Below are 18,197 nucleotides of genomic sequence, written 5' to 3'. Positions count from 1 at the left end.
GAGTCTACGGACAGAGCAAAACGCGCACCTTACGGAAAATCCATGAGGATGGCGGATATACCCTGACTTTTAGGCTAAGATATCCTTAGTCTTTGGGCAACCTCCCTGCCCATGCTTTTGCCAGCCCGTGTGCCAGCGGACGGGCCGACGCTGGCAGGACCGTGCATGCCGGATATCCAGACAATCCCCCCATCCCAACCTGCCAGCATTGAGGCATTGGAGCTGCGCGGAGGGTTATTCCTAGCCGCGCTGCTGCATGCCCAGCAACAGCGCATCCCCGTAGCCCCAACCCACACGGCGGCCCTTCAGGTCATGGATGCCCTGCGGGTTCTGACGCTGATCCAGGTCCCTTGGCCCGCGGATCGATGGACGATTCGTCCCGACGCGCAGGACACGCCCATTGAAGGCTTGCAGTGGGCCTTTACGTGGACAACGCACAATCCAACCCACTTGCTGCCGGCCGTGGAAGAGCAACTTCAGGACTGGGCCCGCGATGCGGAGCTTGCGGTGCACCGAAGGGCGCTGTGGGATGAGCTTGCCCGATGGGAAACCGAACACTTCCTGGAGCAGCAATTGCTCAAGCATCGCTTCGATGCACGTTGGGCGCGTGATATAGGTTTTGTTTTCGCTAGCGCTTCCGGCTTGCCGATCGCACGATGGCGCTACTGCTGCTGGGCCGCGGTGCGCCAAGGAGCGTCGGTGGCTCAGCAACAGTGTGCGCAAGACCCAGCCTTGATCCGCGAGGCGATCTTTGGAGAACTGAAGAAGCGCTTGCGTTACCTGGTCAGTGCGGGCCCGGCGCTAGGGATGTTCACCCCTTTTTCCTGTCTGCCCGAGTCGGCGGTGGCACGACTCTATGTGGAGCATATCGCCCCGATGGGCTGGGACTACTGGACAGCGGCGCGGCTGCCGCTGTGAGCAGGATCGCCTTACGCTGAGAGCCAGCGACCTTGCTGCGAAAAACGGCCACCCTGCGCCTGCCACACCGGCAGCGAGCGCTGGGCCGAGGTGTTGATGGCAAGCGTGCTGGGCCGACCGGGACGCGGTCGAAAGCGCGCGGGAAATCGGCCGATGCTCGCTTCATCGATCCTTGGGATCAGACGCGATGACGCCGTCCGTTGCAGGGGCGGTGGTGGTTGAAGTTCGACCAGCCAACATAGGGCCTGAGCCGGATCCAGCAATGCAAAGGCATCGCCCTCTGGCCGGACGCCTCCGGTGCAGCCAGCCAGCCGGGTGCATGTCGCCAAAAAGCCTGTCTGCAGGCGTGTCCGCAGCTCCGATGGCGCGTGGGGCAGTCGATGCGCGGCTGGCACAGTGGCGGGATTTGCGGCATACCCGGCACGCTTAGGCTTCTGCCGGACAGGAAACCCGCCCAAGGTGCGTTCGTGCTCTAGCCAGGCGCCGGGGTCTTTATTGATCAGGCGCGTCGCGATCAGATGGACCAGTGCGGTACACCAATACGCGCACCAGCGGCGCAAGAAGCAATGTAGGAAGAACCAGACGGCTGCCTCGTAATGGGCGCGCCTGTTCGGACCATCGCAGTGCCGGCCTCGTTCGCGAACGCAACTCAGCAACAACAAGCTGTCCAGCGAGGCGGCGTGTTCGACCAGCAATCGTACGTCTTGGATCGACATGCGCTGCGCATCGAGCAACCGTGACATAGCCTTGAACAGTGACCGGAAATGCGGTGAGCCCCATCGCTCAATCAAGTGGTTCCAATCGGCCGTCATGTCCGCCGGCGTACCCGGGATATCGCTGAGCTGGTTCCAGAGGCGCGATGCAAACATCTGCTTGGGATCTGCCATGCGGCTGTCGGCATGCACCACCTCGATCAGGCAACGCCCATTGAGTCCCCTCAGCGACGACGGATCATGGCCATAGCGATCGATGCTTTCAAAGATTCGTCGCCGCCCGCGCAGATCCTCACTGTCCGCTTCGCTGGGGTACCCCGTGTCGATCTGGGGAAGCCAATAGGCATCCAGCGCCTCCCAGCTAGCAACCGCACACAGACTTTGCACCATCCCAGCCCAAAGCCTATGCCGGAGACATAGCGCCAGTGTGGTGGGCGGGCGACCAGGCGGCGGTGGCAGGCTCGTGGACACAGGACAATTTCCCCAACCATCCTAACCGCGCAAACCGTGCCACTTTGTGCCTGAGAACGCCAGGGCTGGCCAGAGTAGGAAATCTATGACCAACGAACGTGTGGCAATCTCGACTGAGAGTGAGATTCGGGATGGCCTGCTCCGCCGCCACGGGGAACTGCTGAGCGGTAAGGCACTGCACAAGTGCCTGGGCTTTGGCAGCGTGCGCTCGTTCCAGCGCGCTGTGGCCGAAGGCGCCCTGCCGGTGATCACCTTCACCTTGCCAGGCCGACGCGGCCGGTTCGCCCGTACACGCGATGTGGCGGCATGGCTGGCCGCGCTGGGCGCCCCGCCCCCGTCCCCTTGAAGCCAACGGGCGAAGCCCGCCCAAGGAGTTGCCTAACGAGACCGTGACATACGCCCCCGCGTTATCCCTTTTCGATCCCTGAAAAAGAAAACGGGACCTCGGCCAGGAGGTCCCGCAGAGCCGTTAAGAGGCCTATTACCTCTTGAGCTTTGCACCTTTTTTGGGTTCGGTCAACTGCTGCCCGAGAGCAGCCCAAAGAGGTCTATCCCATGTTGCATTCCGTTCTTACGGCCCGTCAGGCCGAGCTGATCCATTGCCCCGAACAGCAGGCGTTTGAGTTTGCTGACAGCCCTGCTCTCACCGCCGATCCGTGGGCACCGCTGCCCATGCGCTGTCCCGGCCGCGAGAACTACCTGCTGTGGCAGGCCGAGTTCGCCCTGCCCAGCCGGCCGGCCCGTCGCCTGTGCCTGGAGATCACTGTGGAGCGCTACAGCGGCGCGATTCTCAGTCACCGGCTTAGGCCTGCGCAGGCTGCTTAAGCCTGACCCGTGCTGATCGCTGATCTGCCTACCCCGGTAGGCAGATCAGCCCTGCCCTGCACGGCTATGCCGGCCACCGCCGACCCGGTCCGTGCGCGCATCTGCCCTAAAGGAGATCTTTTATGACCGCCGGAACTCGGGCCACCCAGGCCACGCCGATTGAGGAACACGCCACCACTTCTTCACTTCCCTACGAACCCCGCAGCCTCACGCGCGGAGAGCGCGGACGCCGAGAGATATTTGTCTATTTCTCGGTCCGCAACCAACGCATCGTCACCGTCGCCGACACCGTCAATGTGGCGATGGTGCTGCAGTTGGAGTTCGATGTGACTTTGACGCACTTCGTTGAGCGCCCTCGTCGCCTACAACTGAGCGACAAGCAGCAGATCGACATCAGTTTCTGGACCCGCAGCAAAACCGGGGAGGAGCGCTTCTGGATGGTGATCCCCGACAGCGGCACGGTGGGCAGTACGAGCGGGACGGTCGCCGTTCGCGATCGCAGTGTGCTGGACGCGGCCGCCGAGCGCCAAGGGCTGATTCTGCATTACGTCACGGAGGAGCAGTTGCTGGCCAGCCGCTTGTGGCTGGCAACGGCTTTCGAACTGCTGCCGTTGGTTTGGCTGCACCAGCGCCTGATTAACCGTTCGTTGATTCGCATGCAGATCGAGGAGCAAATGCGCCCAGTCGAACGGATGAGGCTGTCCGCTCTGATCGAGGTGCTGTCCCATCAGCTAACCTGCGAGCCGACCAAGGTGCGTGCCGTTGTGGCAGCCATGATCCATCAAGGGCGTCTGCACCTGGTGGACTACCAGCCCGGTGCATCGGATGCGGTGCTGGAGGTGGTCCATGCGTGAGGCCTATGCGATTTACGAGCCCGCTGATCTAGAGGCGTGGTACATGCCCAAGGAGAGCGAACTGACCGAAGATTTGCGGCCGCGCTTTCGCAACGCGTGCGCCGCACTCACTGCCGCGCTGACCGGCCAGTGCTCCATCGCCCGTGCCGCTGCCGATTACGGCCTGTGCCGCAAACGCCTAACCCACATGGTGCGGTTGGCGTCGGAGACGGCACCGGATGGGCGGGCATTTGGCTACCGGGTCTGCGTGCCATGGGGTACCTATCAACGGCGCCCGCTCGGACAGTCGACCACCGAGATGCCGCGCCAAGCAGCCGCCCACGCTTTGACCGGTATGCTGGGCGCCCAACCCACCATCCGGGGCTGGGTCGATGAGTTTGACCATCCCCTGCCGCCAGGCAGGCCGCCCAAAGTCTTCCAGCGCTTGCATAAGCGGATCACGGCTGAGCTTAAGCGTCTGGATTTGCACGATTGCTACCCGCTCAATCAGCCCGACAAGGGCCGTCGTGCCTTGCTGCGCTTCCTACGCAATCGCCGCATGATCGTGAGCGGAGGCGATTGGGACACCCAGGGTGAAGCGGTGAGTCGCTTGCAGGACATCTTCCTGCAGACACCTTTCACTCGCACCGAACTGGACGGTCATCGAATCGACATCGAAGCCGTCCTGGGCGTGAGATTGCCCAATGGCGGCACCGCCCAGCGGCCGATCACCTCACTGTGGCTGTTAGTGGAAGTAGAGGCTGCATCCCGTGCTGTGGTGGGGTGGGCATTGCGGGTGGGACGGGCGTATAACAACCTGGACGTGGCCCATTGCCTGGCCATGAGTCTGCGGCCATGGGCACGTCGTGTCCTGACCATTCCTGGATTGGACTACGCGCCTGGCGCCGGCTTGCCCTCGGGCTTGCTGACCCACCAGCGGGGCTGGCGCTCGCGCTTGGTGGCCATGGACAACGCAAAGGCGCATCTGGCCATCGATCTGGAGCAGAGCGTGTGTCGCGCTCGCGGCGGCATGCTGGTGTTTGGCAAGGCCCACCAACCGCGCTCGCGGCCGATCGTGGAGCAACTGTTCTCGCGGTTGGAGCGTGGCGCACTGCGGGAAGTGCCTGGTGGGTTCGAGCCGGCCACGCGGTTGGGCGAGGACAAAATGCGGATCAGCAACTTTTCCCCCTGCGATCACCCCATCCAGCTGCATCTGTTCGAAGAACTGCTGGATGTGATCATCGCCAACTACAACGCCACTCCGCACAGTGCGCTGGGCGACATCAGCCCGTTGCAGTTCCTGCAAATGCATCGGCCCCAGGCGTTCGATTTTCGGGTTGAAACCGAAAATGATGGGGATGATGCGGTGGATATGGGCAGCGTGCTGGTTCCGGTGATCGTGAAAGGGAATCGCGATGACGGCGTCATGCCGCACGTGAACCATGCCTACACGCGTTATCGCAGTCCGGATCTGGACAACAAATGGGAGTTGGTCGGCAAGCGCGTGTTGGCGCGGATCAATCGCCACGACCTGCGCACGTTGCTGCTCATGCGCTCGGCCACAACCCCACTGTGCGTGGTGCGTGCAGCGGCGCCATGGAATCGAACGGTGCACGATGAAACCACGCGCAAGATGATCATGCAGTGGACCAAGCTGCGCAAAGACTTCTCAATCGTGGGTGCGGAGTGCGCGGTGCAGGCCTACGTGGACTTCTTGCGGGCTACTGCTTCGACTTCGCAGCAGGCGGTGGATCAGCTGGCGCGCATGCAGCAGCTACATGCCGGCGCTCCACCTTCGCGTCCAGTGGCGGCGTTGCAGCAGCCCTTGCGCATGCCGCCAGGCGGCTGGATCTGCCTTGACGAGGACTAAGGTTCACCTTTTTTCCGTTCGTTGCGTTTCCAATCCAGGAGTCGACCGTGTCCGACGATCAGCATCCGATCTTCATTCCCAACGGTTACCAGATCAATACCAAGCCCACAACGCGCTTGGCCAACTTTATCGTCTCGAGCATCAGCCAGGGACATCATGGCTGCTCCACCTACGGAGGCGGCGGGCTCGGTAAGACCACCGCACAGCAGTACCTGACCGAGAACGCGGCGCGCTGGCTGCTCGGTCCGAACAAGCAACCCATGGCAGTGGCTGCTCGGATGGTGGTGCCCACGGGCATCCGCCGCAGCGACCGCGCATTCTGGTATGTGATGAACAAGCGCCTAGACCTCACCACGGCGCTGCGCGTGGAGCCTAGCGTGGCCCTAGATCGCATGCGCAACTTCATTCGTACGCGCTGCGGTCAGGCCCGCGTTCGCCGCATGGTGCTGTTTATGGACAACGCCCAGCGCATCACCGATGCCGAGTACCACTATCTGGAGGATCTGGACGGGCAATTGATGGAGGACAAGTTGAGTTTGTTTCTGGTGCTGGTGCGGCAAAGCGATGCTGAGGGGGTGGACATCGCTGATGACTGGTTGGATCGCCCCTCGCACACCGTGCGTCGCTGGTTCATGGACACCATGCCCTTTCAGCCGTTGATCGGGGTGCAGGAAATCACCCATGCGCTCGCGCGCTACGACAAGTCCGTGACTTGGCCCACGCCGGACATGCCGTTCACTCGCTACTTCGCCCAAGCCGCCTTCGACCGGGGCTGGACGTTGGCCGCCGATGCGGGCGTGATCGTGGGTGAGGTGCAGGCTCTGCGTAAGGCCTATCAGCTCCCCGAGAGTCACGCCTGGCCGATGGCCACCTTTACCTTGGTCGTGCACCACCTGCTGACCAGCGGTCCCACTCTTCGGGAGGGATTCAAGGGCTTCACCGCCGACGAGGTGCGGCAGGCACTGCTGGCCACCGGCTATCTGCGTCTGGAGTTCGTGCGGGCGCGCATGCGGGTGCCGGATAATTTGCGCAGCCAGTTGGCGCTGGAGGCCGCCTGATGGATTGGCCTGACATCATCCGAGGTCGGCCGGCTATCCCGGCCGCCCTCGGCGCTGAACTGGAACCCTTCCCGTACCTGTCCGGGTTCGGCCTGGTCCACCGCATTACACGCCTGACCTGCTCGCTGCCCTCTCACGTTAGCCGGCTTGGCTTTCGTAATCGCAAGGTAGCCGACGTGCTGCAGGCCACCCAGCGTCCCAGTAAGCCCCGGGATGCGCTGTTGCGTGTGTTGGGCCTTCAGGCGACTGCACTGGCCGCCTATTGGTCGCCCGAGCGTTGGTGCCCCGTGCAACCGCAGGACCTGTTTCAGCGTCAGCCGCGGCCTGTCCGTCGTTGTCCAGACTGCGCGCGTTACGGCTACCACTGCACGCTGTTTCAATTGCCGTCCATTACCCGCTGCCCATGGCATGGCTGCCAGCTCGAACAGCAATGCCCGCGATGTGGGCATACGCTGCGGGCAGGCTTTGATCAGAAGGGATGGTTAGGCCGATGCGTGTGCGGAGATGATCTCTTCGACCCGGTCGTGGCGTCAGCGGATATGTGGACATTCCCAGGCGCGCGCGCGCAGGCCTGGATCGAGGACTACCTGGCATGGGCCCTCCGTCGCCGTACCTCACGCTGGCTCTGCATTCCGCTGTCGAACCTGCACTGGGACGCTGGTTTTGCCGCCTTGACTGCGCCCCCTGCCCGGCTGCAAGCATCGGAGCATGGCCATGTGCGGCCCATCGAGCTCTATAGCGGCGCCGGCGTGGATCCGGCACCACGGCAGTTCTGGGGGTGGGCCGTGTGGGGAGGCGAGCGGCCGCTGACCATCGCGCCGCTGCCAGTGACGATGTACCCCAAGCTGTGCGTGGCTACCAAAGATGTCGTGGATGCGCTTCCCGACACGCTTGGCACGCCCGTCGAGCTGGCAGAAGCGCAAAATCTTCCACCACGCGCAAGCCTGAGGGAGAACGTATTGCTTCGACCCGATTGCTTCATTTCCCCGCGCGGTCGCGGCGGGGCGGCGACGTGGCTCAACCTGTCGACCGTGGACGCAGGTTTAGCTGCCTTTTGCGGTCAGGTGCTGGACGACACGGCCACCCATCTGAGCCCGACGCGCACGCACGAGGACCGCTCTCTGCAGGCGCAGCGCTCTAACGCCATAGACCGGATATGGGGACGTAGACATCTTTCCTTCGCCTTGGAAGATCTGCTTGCGCATGCTTACCGTCAGGGCTTGCAGGCAACGCTACATGCCACACTTGGACTTCCACGCTCGCCGGCCCGGCCGTCGATGGCCCCCGTTCTGGAACTAGTAGGGCAACCCGGCCAGCTCAGAGCAGTGCGCGTTTGCTGGGCGGCAGGACACAGGGCGCAGCACCCGGGGCAGCTGCAAGCTCCGAACGAACGACACGAAGAGCTCATCCCCCCGCTTGTGCAAGCTGCAGGAGGAGCTTGACTGCGAATTGCCCCACTTTGCCGCCCCGCTATTCTGTCCGCCGGAGACAAGTAAGGAGCCGCGGATCAGGTGTCCTCGGTCACTGCACAGACGTGCGTGCGCACAATGGGGGCGCTAGGGGAAAGTATCGACAAGAACATGATCACCATACCCATCACATCGGCGAGCGCGCCCCAATTACCAAGAAAGATAGCGCCGTCTACTGCGAGGAAGTTTGTTAGTACTTCCTGAACTTGCGGGGTAATTGCTGGTTCTTCGTTGAGCGTGGGGCGATTTGTTGGCTGAGATTGCCGCCTTCGACTTGCCGCCTTGGGATAAATACTTCTTGACAATCAATGGCCTACAAATGGGGCGATTTCAGGTCGTCAGACACCAATGTCTGTTTTTTTAGGATGAGTTACCTCCTAAACAGCCCGAGTCGGACCCGGTCCCTGGCGGATCTGCCCGAAGAAGGTCTCTGGATAGCGCTTCCAAGCAGCAAATTCCTCAGGCGAGAGCTGGTTGGTGTAGACCGCTCGCCCGCCTTCGTCCCGATCAATAATCAGCGCAACCTCGCCGTTGTCGTTCATCACGCAGGCGTCTTCCAACGTGCCCACCACACCATCGTCCATCTGATATCGGTGCCCAATAAGCAAGCGGTTTGATGGCAGCCCAGGAATTTCCCCTTCAAATGTGGAAGGCAGGTCGATATGTTCCTGGATGGATGCCACGAGTGCCTCGACCTCAGGATTACGTACGCGCATCTCAATCTTCTGCGGCAGCGTCAGGAACTGACCGGTCCGATAGTCATCGATCTTGAAGCCCTCAACGGTGGCTCCAGCATCGGGAACCTGAGTGTCAAGGTGGTGATGGTCGGGATAGTTGGTGATGAACACCACGGCGGGGGGCGGCGTCGCTGCCTTGGGTTGTGCCTCGAACTTTCGAAGCGTGTTGATGCCGATCGTTCGCCAGTCATGTGGTCCGCCCGGAACGTAGGGATAAGCCTGCGTGTTCAGATCGACGAAGATCAAACGGTCATGTGGCGTTGCCTTCTTCAGCGCATCACTCACCAGCCCAGCAAACCTCCCAAGATGCTGGTTCGCCTGCTTCGCAGCATGCTGGTTTCGGATCTTGCACTCGACGCCAAAGGCTTTGCCGGTGCGCGGATAGGTGGCGGTGTATTCCACATGCCTGGTTCGGCGATCGGTTTCATCTTCCCATTCCAGCTCGAACCCAGCTCTCAACAGCATGGCCGCAACACGGATTTCATAGCGCACGCCAATGAACTGATCTTGGCACTTCAAACGACCAATCAGTGATTTCCGCAGCTGAGGGGTGCGCGTTTGATCATTGTTGTGTTCCAGGGTGTAGAGGTCATACGCCAGCGTCATAAATGCGCTGATCGCGCCGGTCATCAGCGTCTGGCGTGTCTCGCCTGCCGCCAGATTGGCGGCTTTGGACGCCAGCAGGAAGCTTTCATGCCACTGAATGACAGGATGAAGTTCGTTCTGTTCCAGCTGCGTCTGCGCTTCGAACCAGTCGCGCCCCAGAACATCGAGAATGTAGCTATAAAGGAAGTCATGAGATGATCGGGCGACCTAGGCCTTGTTGTCGCTGCTGCTGTATCCAATGGATTTCAGCCTTGCGCTGGGCATCCTCGGCGCCTCGCGAGATCATCTCTTCGTAGTTGACATTGGGGCCGCCATGGCAGCGCTTGAACTTCTTGCCGCTTCCACACGGACAGAGTTCATTCCTGCTTGGCTTGGTTCCGCCCATATGTGGCTTTTTCTCCGTTTTTCCTTTAGGGCGGCCTACTTCAGCCTCTCATTCACTTCTTTCAATGCTAGTGCTGAGGTAGCAGCAAACACTGGGATTTGGCCTCACCACCACTTTACTGCCTGCGCACCGGTTCGGGAACGGCCCTCCCCTACCCCCGATAAATCGTCCTAATCCTAAAATTGGATAGCAGTTCCCCTACTCTAGCCGTTGGGCAAAGGTCCGCTTCCGGCCAGAAGAATAAGTTCAGAAAGTGCTGCGAGACCTCGCCCGAAAGAGGGAACTTCAGGGGGAGTAGCACATCGATCGAACGTTTGGCCCCGCCCCGCGTACTCCGTGATGGCTAGGATCAGCACGATCCACGGCAAGGCCTGGACCTTTGTCGCCAGCACCGAACACGCCTGAGTTCAAGCGCCGGGCCAGCCAAGCCAAACGCGATGACGCGCCTGCTCCCGGCGATGTCGTGGGCCTGCGCTCGACTTGAAATGATACCGACCGGTCTATATCATCCGCCGGCAATCCACCGCCGGAGTGATCATGAGCAAGGTTCGCGAGCGCATCCTGGATGTCGCCACCAATCTGTTCTATCGGCAGGGGATTCAGGCGGTCGGCGTGGACGCCATCATCAGCACCGCGGAAGTCGCCCGCATGAGCTTCTATCGGCACTTTCGGTCGAAGGAAGGTCTGGCGTTGGCAGTGCTGGAGCGGCGCGACGAACGACTCTGCGCCTGGTTCGAGCAGGAGGTCGAGCGCTTGGCGCCCGATGCAAATCTGCGGCCGCTGGCAGTGTTCGACGCCTTGGCGATGCGCCTGGCCAGCCCCGACTACCGCGGTTGCGCCTTCCTCAACACCATCGCCGAGACGCCGCTGCCCAGCCACGCACTGCATCGGGCTGCGGCTGCGCACAAGCACCGCTTCGAGGCCTACTTCGCCCGTTTGTTGCGAGCGGCCGGGCTGGACGAAAGCGCGGCCGGCGATCTCATGCTGCTGTTCGACGGGGCCGTGGTCACCGCGGTTCGCGAAGGAAACCCGACCCCCGCCACGCGGGCAAAAAACATGGCGGCGCGGGTGCTCGGCATCGCGCCGGCGAACTGAGTCAGTGTCTTACTGAGAGAGTACTTATGTCTGCGGAAGTTGTGTCGCAAGACCCGGTCGCTCGCGGCGAACGGTTGTTGCAATTGGATGTGCTGCGCGGTCTGGCCTTGTTCGGCGTGCTGCTGGTCAATATCGGTTACTTCTGCGGTGCCGATTTGGCGCGGGAAGCCGGGGTCGCCTATCCGCTGGGAGACTTCGGTGGCTTGGCCGGCGACCTCGTTAGGGTGCTGTTGGAGAACAAGGCGGCGGCGCTGCTGTCGATCCTGTTCGGTGCTGGCCTCGCCATCCAGGCCGATCGTGCGTCCGAAAAGGGTCAGTCGCGCTGGCCGTTTGCGCTGCGTCGCAGCGCGGTGCTCGCCCTGCTGGGCAGCGTGCACACGTTCTTGTTGTGGAACGTCGACATCCTGCTCGACTACGCACTGATCAGCTTGATGGTTCTGCCCTTCCTGCGGCTGTCGGCGTGCCGGGTGTTGTGGGCGATCCCGGTGGTGCTGATCGTCTCGGCGGTGATTGCCGGTCCGATGCAGGCGCTTGCAACGGATCTGCCGCCGGCGCAAACCTACACCCTTGGTCTCCAGCACTACGGGCAAGGTGGGTGGCTCGATGCCCTGCAATACCGATGGTGGGAAACGCTGCATGTGATCGGCCCGATGCGTATCGCCAATCGCTTCGTCATCCTGGCGCCGTTCTTCATCGTCGGCGTTGCGGCCTGGAAGGGCGGTTGGCTTTCGGCGCCGGACGCGCATCGGCGCCGGCTGCGGCAGGTCTTCGTGCTTTGCTTCAGCTTCGGGCTGGTAGCCAACGCGGTGCCGCAGGAGGCGCTGCATGCCTGGGTGAATCAGCTTGCGCTGCAGCCGCTGCGGGTCTTGATTAAGGCGACCTTCTTCTTCGCCAAGTTCGCGCTGACCCTGGGCTACGCGGCCGGCATCCTGTTGCTGCTGCAGCGATCGCGCTGGCGCGTGTGGCTGGGTGTGTTCGCGCCGCTCGGTCGCATGGCGCTGACCCAATACCTGCTGCAGTCGCTGGTCTGCACATGGATCTTCTACGGCTTCGGTCTGGGCCAGTACGGGCGGATGCCGCTCGACCTGGCGCTGGCGCTGGGCGTGCTGCTGTTCGCTATGCAGGTGATCAGCAGCCGCTGGTGGTTGGCGCGTTTCAGCATCGGCCCGGTGGAGTGGCTGTGGCGGCGATTGAGCTACGGCGGCATTCGCCAGCGCCCACCGGCGCTCGCAGCGGCCGGGGCGGAGGCTGAACAGGCCCGAAGCCGGTAGCGTGGGTGATGCCGCGTCGCGGCATTAGCGACGCGCGTTTGGACATGGGTACGCTCGAGTGGCGAGGGTGCGACGGCAAGTTTCGGTAGCCACGATCTCATCCTGTGCGACAGACCTGCGCCAGCGGTGGATGGATGGCCCCGGACACCGTAGCTAGGGTCAACGAAACCACGGCACAACACAGCGTCCGATCTGGGTCGAGGCCCCCTTCCCCCCCCCGATAAACATCCCTAATCCAGAAGCTCTACATGCTTTTTTTGAGCACTAAGGGCTATGTTTGAAGATGTGCGCCTTCCGGTGGTGCACTAGGCCGCCACTAACTGAACTTGTGGGGTGATTGCTGGTTCTTCGTTGAGCGTTGGGCGATTTCAGGTCGTCAGACAGGATTAAATCTTGCCTGCCCAACCGTTCCCCTAGCGAAACGGAAATCGCAGCATGACTGACACTTACAATCTCGACCTTCGGCCGCCGTGCTGGCCTGTTGGCGAGCAATGCCCGAATAGCTGCGCGGCAGATCTGCATCGGCGAGTCGTCACTAACCACGTGAAACTCACTGGACCGTGGGCTGGCTGGCGCTTGGCTGGACGCGACCTCGTTGCACCCAGTGGCGAACGGATCCCAGAACGCCGGCTGCGCGGATTGCTTTGGCATGCAAATGCGAGCGACATCCGGGATTCCGCCCGTCGACGGAACTCAAAGCACAAAGCGGTGCAGCAACCAATGGTCAAGGTCGTTATCGTGGATCTTGGCGAATGGCGCGACCGCCACTTCGGAACGATAGCGGGATAAGGCGTTATCCGTTGAGGCTATGCCCCTACACCCCCGGCGATACAATGCGCCCGACTACTAAGGGGGATGCATGGAACGCCAAGAGCCGACATTAGGAAAAAATGCAGGTCTGGAAGAGGTGGAATTTCGCCCTCGCACCTACCGTGGGCCGACACGCCACACAGCTGACATCTCAGATTTCTGGATCAAGGCTGCAGTGTGCCTTGTTGTACTAATTATTGTGGCTGTTGGTTTGATTGAATGGAATGCTCGCAGACAAGCAGCAGCCATGACAACTGAACTACTGCGCCCAATGACAACAGCGGAACAGCGACGATTTGATCGTCAACTTGCTCAGTTGGACGCAGAGAACGCAAAAGAAATCGCTACCTTGCGCAGGCAGCTATGGCAAGAAGAGCCGAAGGTAGAGCCTTATGTTCCCTCGCCACTGAAGCAAGGGCAACGTTGCATAGACGGACGCAGACTACAACGTGTATCAAATGGCTGGACGCAACTAAGAGAACCGTGCTGAGCCGAGATCGCTAGCGAAATCACATCTCTAACGTTGTCGGCCTGGTATACGTCTGACCCTGATAGACGGCGGACTCTGGGAATGTGCCCGGCGCACGCTGAGCCTTCGAAATGACCGAGCCGGCCGGTGCAGGAGTCTGTTCCGATGCCAGCACGCTGAAATGCAATCCCTGCGGTTACCAGATCACTACGCGGTCCTTATCGGCGCGAACCATCGGGTCGCCCGGCTTACATGAAAAAGCGGCAGCGAATTGCGGCATATTGGATGGAGCAGCGATGGCCCGCACCTTGGGTGGTGCATGTGGGTCGGCAGCTAGTTGAACCAGTTGTGCTTGCTCTCGTGTCAGCCAGCGCCAATTGCGCGCGAAGGCCATGAAGAAACGCTGACTTGGACTGTACCCATCCATCTTTACCATGCGCTCTGGATGCGCGTGCAGATCGGCCTGCAATGCGTCTTAGGCGACATTGAGTCCTCCCAGGTCGGCTATGTTTTCGCCCAGGGTCAGTTTGCCGTTGACATGCAGCTCGGGGTGGCTTGGCAACGGGAAGTACGCATCAAATTGTTTCACTAAGCCATCAGCGCGTCGTTCAAACGCAGCGCGGTCTACAGGCCTCCACCAATTGACATTGTTGCCCGCACCATCGAACTGACTGCCTTCATCATCGAAGCCATGGGTGGCTTCATGCCCCATGAGCGAACCGATTGCACCGTAGTTCAGCGCATCGTCCGCATTGGCATCGAAAAATGGCGGCTGCAGTACGGCGGCCGGAAAGTTAATCGAGTTATCGCTTGCAGAATAGAAGGCATTGACCGTTTGCGGCGTGGTGACCCACCGCGTACGATCGGTGGGCTTGCCAACCTGCGTGATGTTGTATCGATAGTTGAATTTGGTCGCCGCTTGCACATTCTTGTAGTAAGCGCCCGGCGTGATCTCAAGCCCCGACCAGTCGCGCCATGTATCCGGGTAGCCAACTCGGGGCAGGAATGTCCCCCATTTTTCCAGTGCCTTTGCCTTGGTCTGCGCACTCATCCATTCGACGCGTTCGATACGCGCCTTGAGCGCGACACGGATGTTGTCAACCAGTTCAGTTGCACGTTGCTTGGCTTCCGTCGTAAACACCTTTGCGACGTAGAGTTGACCGAGGCCCTCCCCCATGGCGTCGTTGACGACACTTAGCACGTTCTTCCATCGCGGCTCCTGTTGCGGCTGACCGGAGAGGACCTTTCCATAGAACGCGAAGTTGTTGTCGACAAACGCCTTGCTGAGCTGGTTGGCTGCGTTGTCGATGGTATGAAAGCTCAGATACGCCCGCCACTGGGCGGAGGGTGCATTGGCCAGTTCATGGTCAAATGCGGCGAAAAAGCGCGGCTGCGACAAAGAGAAGCCGGCGCCGGCGTTCACTGCTTGGGCATGGAAGAATTTGGTCCAAGAAAAGTGCGGCGTTGCCTTGTCTGCCTCGACCAAGCTGACAAAATGATACCGACTCTTGGGGTCACGCTGGTCGGCCGGGGCGAGCGATGCGGCTGCCAAGCGTGTTTCAAGTGCCAGCACGTCTTTCGCCTGTGCCTTGGCGATATCAGCGGAAACACCTGTGAGCTCGAAGGACTTGACGATATAGGCCAGGTAGGCTTGGCGCCTTTTTTCCGGGGGTGGGTCACCGGCGAAGTCTCTACCTTACGTTGCGCTTGTTTTCCGGGGGTGGGTCAGCGTGGAAATCCTTACCAAGATGTGTACGAGGATCGTCGCATTGAAGTATGCGTCATGCGTCGCAACTATCTATTAAAAGCAAATACTTAAGTGAATGAAACTAGAGTGCGCCGAACAGGAAACAGACAGATGCAGGAATTGAAGGTACCTACCCTTTTCCACCGCGCGATCGACGGCAAGCGTTGCTGGTCCGTAATTGCCCTGAGCGTGATGCTGACGGCATGCCAAGCTCCGCACACGGAATCGGCTGCGATGTTGGAGCCACCAGCGGCGAGCGCACCGGCGGCTGCCGGTACCGCCGCGGTCGCCATGCGCCCAGCGCGTCTATGACGATACCGACGTACGTCGGCTGACCTTCATCCGCCGATGCCGGGACGTCGGCTTTCCGATCGAGAAGGTCCGGCAGATGGTCGTGTTGACGGAGTCCTGGGATCTGCCCTGCCTGGAAGCCCGTAACCTGGCCTACGAACAGCTCCAGCAAGTGCGCAGCAAGTCGTCCGAACTCCAGGAATCGGAGCGGAGCATCGCAGCATTTGTGGATAGCTGCGATCAGAGTTGCGCCGGCAGCGTAGCGTAGGTGCCGACTGCGTCATCATCGGCGAGCTCGCCGAGCTGCCGCGCGTGCCAAAGACGACGTCATCCAGAGGCTGCTGCAGTTCCACGGCAAGGAAGAGCGCTGAGCGTAGCGAGCCGGCGCAGGAAGGCGCTGCTGTAATAGGGAAACCGTTCCCGTAGACTGGATGAGAACAATTCCCATCCGAGACCTTCATGCTCCTTCGACGTCTTCTGGCGCCGCTGCTGGTTTGCGTCGCTTTGATTCCCGCCGTCGCGGTCGCCTCCGAGCGATCGGTCGCCACCACATGGCGTCTGCTGGACTACATCGCCGTGGACTATCGCGAGGCTGTCGCCAATGGCGCGATCGTCAACCAGATGGAGTACGACGAGATGGTGGAGTTCTCCGCCACGGCCGCCGCCTCGGTCCAGGTTCTGCCGGCGACGGCAGGGTTGCAGCAACTGAAGGATCGCGCTGCGGCCCTCCAGCGCTCAATCCAAGGCAAGGCGCCCGCCGAGCAGATCGCGAGCCAAGCCCGCTCGCTCGCAGCTTTGCTGGTCCAGCACTATCCGATCCCGTTGATGCCGACCGCGCGCCCTCACTACGAACGGGGCAAAGTCCTCTATGCGCAACTGTGCGCCAACTGTCACGGCGCATCCGGTGCAGGCGATGGTCCGGCCAGCGCCAGCCTGGATCCGCCGCCGATCGACTTCACCGACCCATTGCGTGCCAACGAGCGCAGTGTCTTCGCGCTGTACCAGGTAATCGACCAAGGGCTGGAAGGCAGCTCCATGGTCAGCTACGCCAGCTTGCCAAACGAGGACCGGTGGGCGCTGGCCACCTATGTCGGGGCGATTGCTTACCCGGATTCGCGTGTCCAGGCCGGTCGCGAACTGCTGGAGGGCGACAGCGCGCTGCGGGCCCGCATGGACCTGGAACGGTACATCGGCACAACGCCGGCAACGCTGGCTCAGGAACTGGGTCAGGACAATGCGCAGGCATTGGTCGCCTATCTGCGCCGGCATCCAGAGGCGGTACACGCGCCGGCCCCAGATACCTCGCTGGGAACCGCACGGGCGCTGCTGAAGGAATCCATGGCAGCATATCGGTCCGGAGACGCCAAGCAGGCCAAGGACCTGGCCTTGGCGGCGTATCTGGATGGCTTCGAGCCCGTTGAGCCGCTGCTCGCCGCTCGCGATAACCCATTGATTGTGAAGATCGAGGCCGCGATGGCGCGCGTGCGCACGGGCATCGCAGGCAACGTCGGTGCAGATGCGCTGCAGGTACAAGTCGATGCACTTGACGGGCTATTCAACGAAGCCGAAGCCGTCCTGTCGCAGCAGCAGACCTCATCGGTATCGAGTTTCGTCGCTGCCTTTACCATCTTGGTACGCGAAGGCCTGGAAGCATTGTTGATCGTGGTGGCGATGATTGCGCTGCTGCGCAAGGCCGAGCGCACCGAGATGCTGCCCTGGGTTCATGCGGGGTGGCTCGCTGCCTTGATGGCCGGCGTGGTTACCTGGGGCCTGGCGACCTGGGTCATCACCATCAGTGGCGCCAGTCGCGAGCTGACGGAAGGATTCAGCTCCCTGCTCGCGGCGATCGTACTGGTGTGGGTCGGTATCTGGATGCATGGCAAGAGCCACGCCGATGCCTGGCAAGGTTATGTGCGGGAGAAGCTGGGCCACGCCCTGAGCAAGAAATCGGGCATTTTCCTGCTGGGACTGGTCTTCCTCGTGGTGTATCGCGAGGTGTTCGAGACCATCCTGTTCTTCGCCGCCATCTGGAACCAGGGTAGCCAGGCCAGCGTGGTCGCCGGCGGTTCAACGGCTGCGCTGGTGCTCGTTGCCCTGGGCTGGATGATGATGCGCTACAGCCGCCGCCTGCCGATCGGCCAGTTCTTCCGATACAGCGCGTGGTTAATCGCCGTGCTGGCGGTCGTACTGACGGGCAAAGCCGTTTCGGCGCTGCAGGAAGCCGGTTATCTGCCCATCACCTGGTTCGAGGGCGGCTTGCGGGTGGAGTTGCTGGGAATTTATCCCACACTGCAGGGCGTGGCCGCACAGATCGGTATCGCCTTGCTATTGCTGATCGGGTTCGCCTGGTCGGCGCGTTCGCTTCAGCGCTCCCAGGTAAAGCCGTGAGCGCGTTGGATTCTGTCCGCGCTGCGCTGGAACGGCACCAGATCGCGGTCTATTTCGCGGCGATCGTGCTGGAATTCCTCGCCGCGCTTGCCGTACCAGGCACCGCGCAGTGAGAGGGTGTGCCATCAATCCCGCGCTGGCATTGATGCTCTTCGTGACCTTGCTGCAAGCGTCAGCGTGGGGTGGGCGCGGCGCCCCGCACTGCATCCCAAGGCAGTCGCGGTGCCAATCGACAAAACGC

At 61.5% G+C, this 18,197-nt stretch carries 15 protein-coding genes and 1 pseudogene; 12 read left to right on the top strand and 4 right to left on the bottom strand.

From position 1 onward, the window contains the following. Nucleotides 1-165 precede the first annotated feature (165 nt). On the top strand, nt 166-918 hold the full coding sequence (locus tag AC1KVG_RS01320) for a hypothetical protein (RefSeq protein ID WP_481093254.1): 753 nt from the start codon (nt 166-168) through the stop codon (nt 916-918). An 11-nt stretch (nt 919-929) separates the two neighbouring features. Here the strand turns inward: AC1KVG_RS01320 and AC1KVG_RS01315 are convergent, their stop codons facing one another. Next, nucleotides 930-2,021: a hypothetical protein gene (locus tag AC1KVG_RS01315; protein WP_481093253.1), complete on the bottom strand. Its 1,092-nt coding sequence runs from the start codon at nt 2,019-2,021 to the stop codon at nt 930-932. A gap of 166 nt (nt 2,022-2,187) precedes the next feature. On the opposite strand from AC1KVG_RS01315, the gene AC1KVG_RS01310 reads away from it, so the two are divergent. From AC1KVG_RS01310 to AC1KVG_RS01285, 6 genes are all read left to right on the top strand, one after another. Further along, nucleotides 2,188-2,448, top strand: coding sequence for a hypothetical protein (locus AC1KVG_RS01310; RefSeq protein ID WP_481093252.1), 261 nt, complete (start codon nt 2,188-2,190; stop codon nt 2,446-2,448). A gap of 209 nt (nt 2,449-2,657) precedes the next feature. Continuing rightward, complete coding sequence (locus AC1KVG_RS01305; RefSeq protein WP_481093251.1) at nt 2,658-2,927, top strand: hypothetical protein; 270 nt, start codon at nt 2,658-2,660, stop codon at nt 2,925-2,927. Between the two features lie 122 nt (nt 2,928-3,049). Then, entirely contained in the window at nt 3,050-3,781 is a 732-nt protein-coding gene (locus tag AC1KVG_RS01300; protein ID WP_481093250.1) for a hypothetical protein, read from the top strand. Continuing rightward, nucleotides 3,774-5,630, top strand: coding sequence for a hypothetical protein (locus AC1KVG_RS01295; RefSeq protein ID WP_481093249.1), 1,857 nt, complete (start codon nt 3,774-3,776; stop codon nt 5,628-5,630). Before AC1KVG_RS01300 ends, AC1KVG_RS01295 begins: the two co-directional genes overlap by 8 nt. A gap of 47 nt (nt 5,631-5,677) precedes the next feature. Next, nucleotides 5,678-6,688, top strand: a complete 1,011-nt coding sequence (locus AC1KVG_RS01290) for an ATP-binding protein (RefSeq protein WP_481093248.1) — start codon at nt 5,678-5,680, stop codon at nt 6,686-6,688. Then, the gene (locus tag AC1KVG_RS01285) at nt 6,688-8,130 is read left to right on the top strand and encodes a hypothetical protein (protein ID WP_481093247.1); all 1,443 of its coding nucleotides are present in this window, start codon (nt 6,688-6,690) and stop codon (nt 8,128-8,130) included. Before AC1KVG_RS01290 ends, AC1KVG_RS01285 begins: the two co-directional genes overlap by 1 nt. A gap of 404 nt (nt 8,131-8,534) precedes the next feature. Here the strand turns inward: AC1KVG_RS01285 and AC1KVG_RS01280 are convergent, their stop codons facing one another. Together AC1KVG_RS01280 and AC1KVG_RS01275 are read right to left on the bottom strand one after the other, a co-directional pair. After that, complete coding sequence (locus AC1KVG_RS01280; RefSeq protein ID WP_481093246.1) at nt 8,535-9,524, bottom strand: hypothetical protein; 990 nt, start codon at nt 9,522-9,524, stop codon at nt 8,535-8,537. Between the two features lie 163 nt (nt 9,525-9,687). Continuing rightward, on the bottom strand, nt 9,688-9,885 hold the full coding sequence (locus tag AC1KVG_RS01275) for an SEC-C metal-binding domain-containing protein (protein WP_481093245.1): 198 nt from the start codon (nt 9,883-9,885) through the stop codon (nt 9,688-9,690). Nucleotides 9,886-10,422: 537 nt separating this feature from the next. Between AC1KVG_RS01275 and AC1KVG_RS01270 the strand changes: the two genes are divergently transcribed. The 3 genes from AC1KVG_RS01270 (at nt 10,423) to AC1KVG_RS01260 (ending at nt 13,551) form a co-directional block, all read left to right on the top strand. Next, nucleotides 10,423-10,980 (top strand): TetR/AcrR family transcriptional regulator, encoded by a 558-nt coding sequence (locus AC1KVG_RS01270; protein ID WP_228315743.1) that lies wholly within the window; start codon nt 10,423-10,425, stop codon nt 10,978-10,980. Between the two features lie 116 nt (nt 10,981-11,096). After that, entirely contained in the window at nt 11,097-12,251 is a 1,155-nt protein-coding gene (locus AC1KVG_RS01265) for a DUF418 domain-containing protein (RefSeq protein ID WP_481093448.1), read from the top strand. A gap of 859 nt (nt 12,252-13,110) precedes the next feature. After that, nucleotides 13,111-13,551 (top strand): hypothetical protein, encoded by a 441-nt coding sequence (locus tag AC1KVG_RS01260; RefSeq protein ID WP_481093244.1) that lies wholly within the window; start codon nt 13,111-13,113, stop codon nt 13,549-13,551. A 175-nt stretch (nt 13,552-13,726) separates the two neighbouring features. Here AC1KVG_RS01260 and AC1KVG_RS01255 read toward each other — a convergent pair. After that, nucleotides 13,727-15,187, bottom strand: a pseudogene (locus tag AC1KVG_RS01255) (M13 family metallopeptidase); the annotation flags it as partial. A 319-nt stretch (nt 15,188-15,506) separates the two neighbouring features. On the opposite strand from AC1KVG_RS01255, the gene AC1KVG_RS01250 reads away from it, so the two are divergent. Next, the gene (locus tag AC1KVG_RS01250) at nt 15,507-15,836 is read left to right on the top strand and encodes a MerR family DNA-binding protein (protein WP_481093447.1); all 330 of its coding nucleotides are present in this window, start codon (nt 15,507-15,509) and stop codon (nt 15,834-15,836) included. Between the two features lie 191 nt (nt 15,837-16,027). Continuing rightward, nucleotides 16,028-17,956: an FTR1 family protein gene (locus tag AC1KVG_RS01245; RefSeq protein ID WP_481093243.1), complete on the top strand. Its 1,929-nt coding sequence runs from the start codon at nt 16,028-16,030 to the stop codon at nt 17,954-17,956. Nucleotides 17,957-18,197 lie beyond the last annotated feature (241 nt).

The sequence above is a fragment of the Xanthomonas sp. NCPPB 3959 genome, assembly GCF_056675575.1.
Note: the sequence above shows the minus strand (reverse complement) of the source record. Positions and strands in the feature narration are given on the sequence as shown.

Excerpts from the sequence above, each read along its gene's own strand:
- AC1KVG_RS01320 (WP_481093254.1), top strand. The coding sequence starts at position 166 with ATGCCGGATATCCAGACAATCCCCCCATCCCAACCTGCCAGCATTGAG.
- AC1KVG_RS01315 (WP_481093253.1), bottom strand. The coding sequence starts at position 2,021 with ATGGTGCAAAGTCTGTGTGCGGTTGCTAGCTGGGAGGCGCTGGATGCC.
- AC1KVG_RS01310 (WP_481093252.1), top strand. The coding sequence starts at position 2,188 with ATGACCAACGAACGTGTGGCAATCTCGACTGAGAGTGAGATTCGGGAT.
- AC1KVG_RS01305 (WP_481093251.1), top strand. The coding sequence starts at position 2,658 with ATGTTGCATTCCGTTCTTACGGCCCGTCAGGCCGAGCTGATCCATTGC.
- AC1KVG_RS01300 (WP_481093250.1), top strand. The coding sequence starts at position 3,050 with ATGACCGCCGGAACTCGGGCCACCCAGGCCACGCCGATTGAGGAACAC.
- AC1KVG_RS01295 (WP_481093249.1), top strand. The coding sequence starts at position 3,774 with ATGCGTGAGGCCTATGCGATTTACGAGCCCGCTGATCTAGAGGCGTGG.
- AC1KVG_RS01285 (WP_481093247.1), top strand. The coding sequence starts at position 6,688 with ATGGATTGGCCTGACATCATCCGAGGTCGGCCGGCTATCCCGGCCGCC.
- AC1KVG_RS01280 (WP_481093246.1), bottom strand. The coding sequence starts at position 9,524 with ATGACCGGCGCGATCAGCGCATTTATGACGCTGGCGTATGACCTCTAC.
- AC1KVG_RS01275 (WP_481093245.1), bottom strand. The coding sequence starts at position 9,885 with ATGGGCGGAACCAAGCCAAGCAGGAATGAACTCTGTCCGTGTGGAAGC.
- AC1KVG_RS01270 (WP_228315743.1), top strand. The coding sequence starts at position 10,423 with ATGAGCAAGGTTCGCGAGCGCATCCTGGATGTCGCCACCAATCTGTTC.
- AC1KVG_RS01260 (WP_481093244.1), top strand. The coding sequence starts at position 13,111 with ATGGAACGCCAAGAGCCGACATTAGGAAAAAATGCAGGTCTGGAAGAG.
- AC1KVG_RS01245 (WP_481093243.1), top strand. The coding sequence starts at position 16,028 with ATGCTCCTTCGACGTCTTCTGGCGCCGCTGCTGGTTTGCGTCGCTTTG.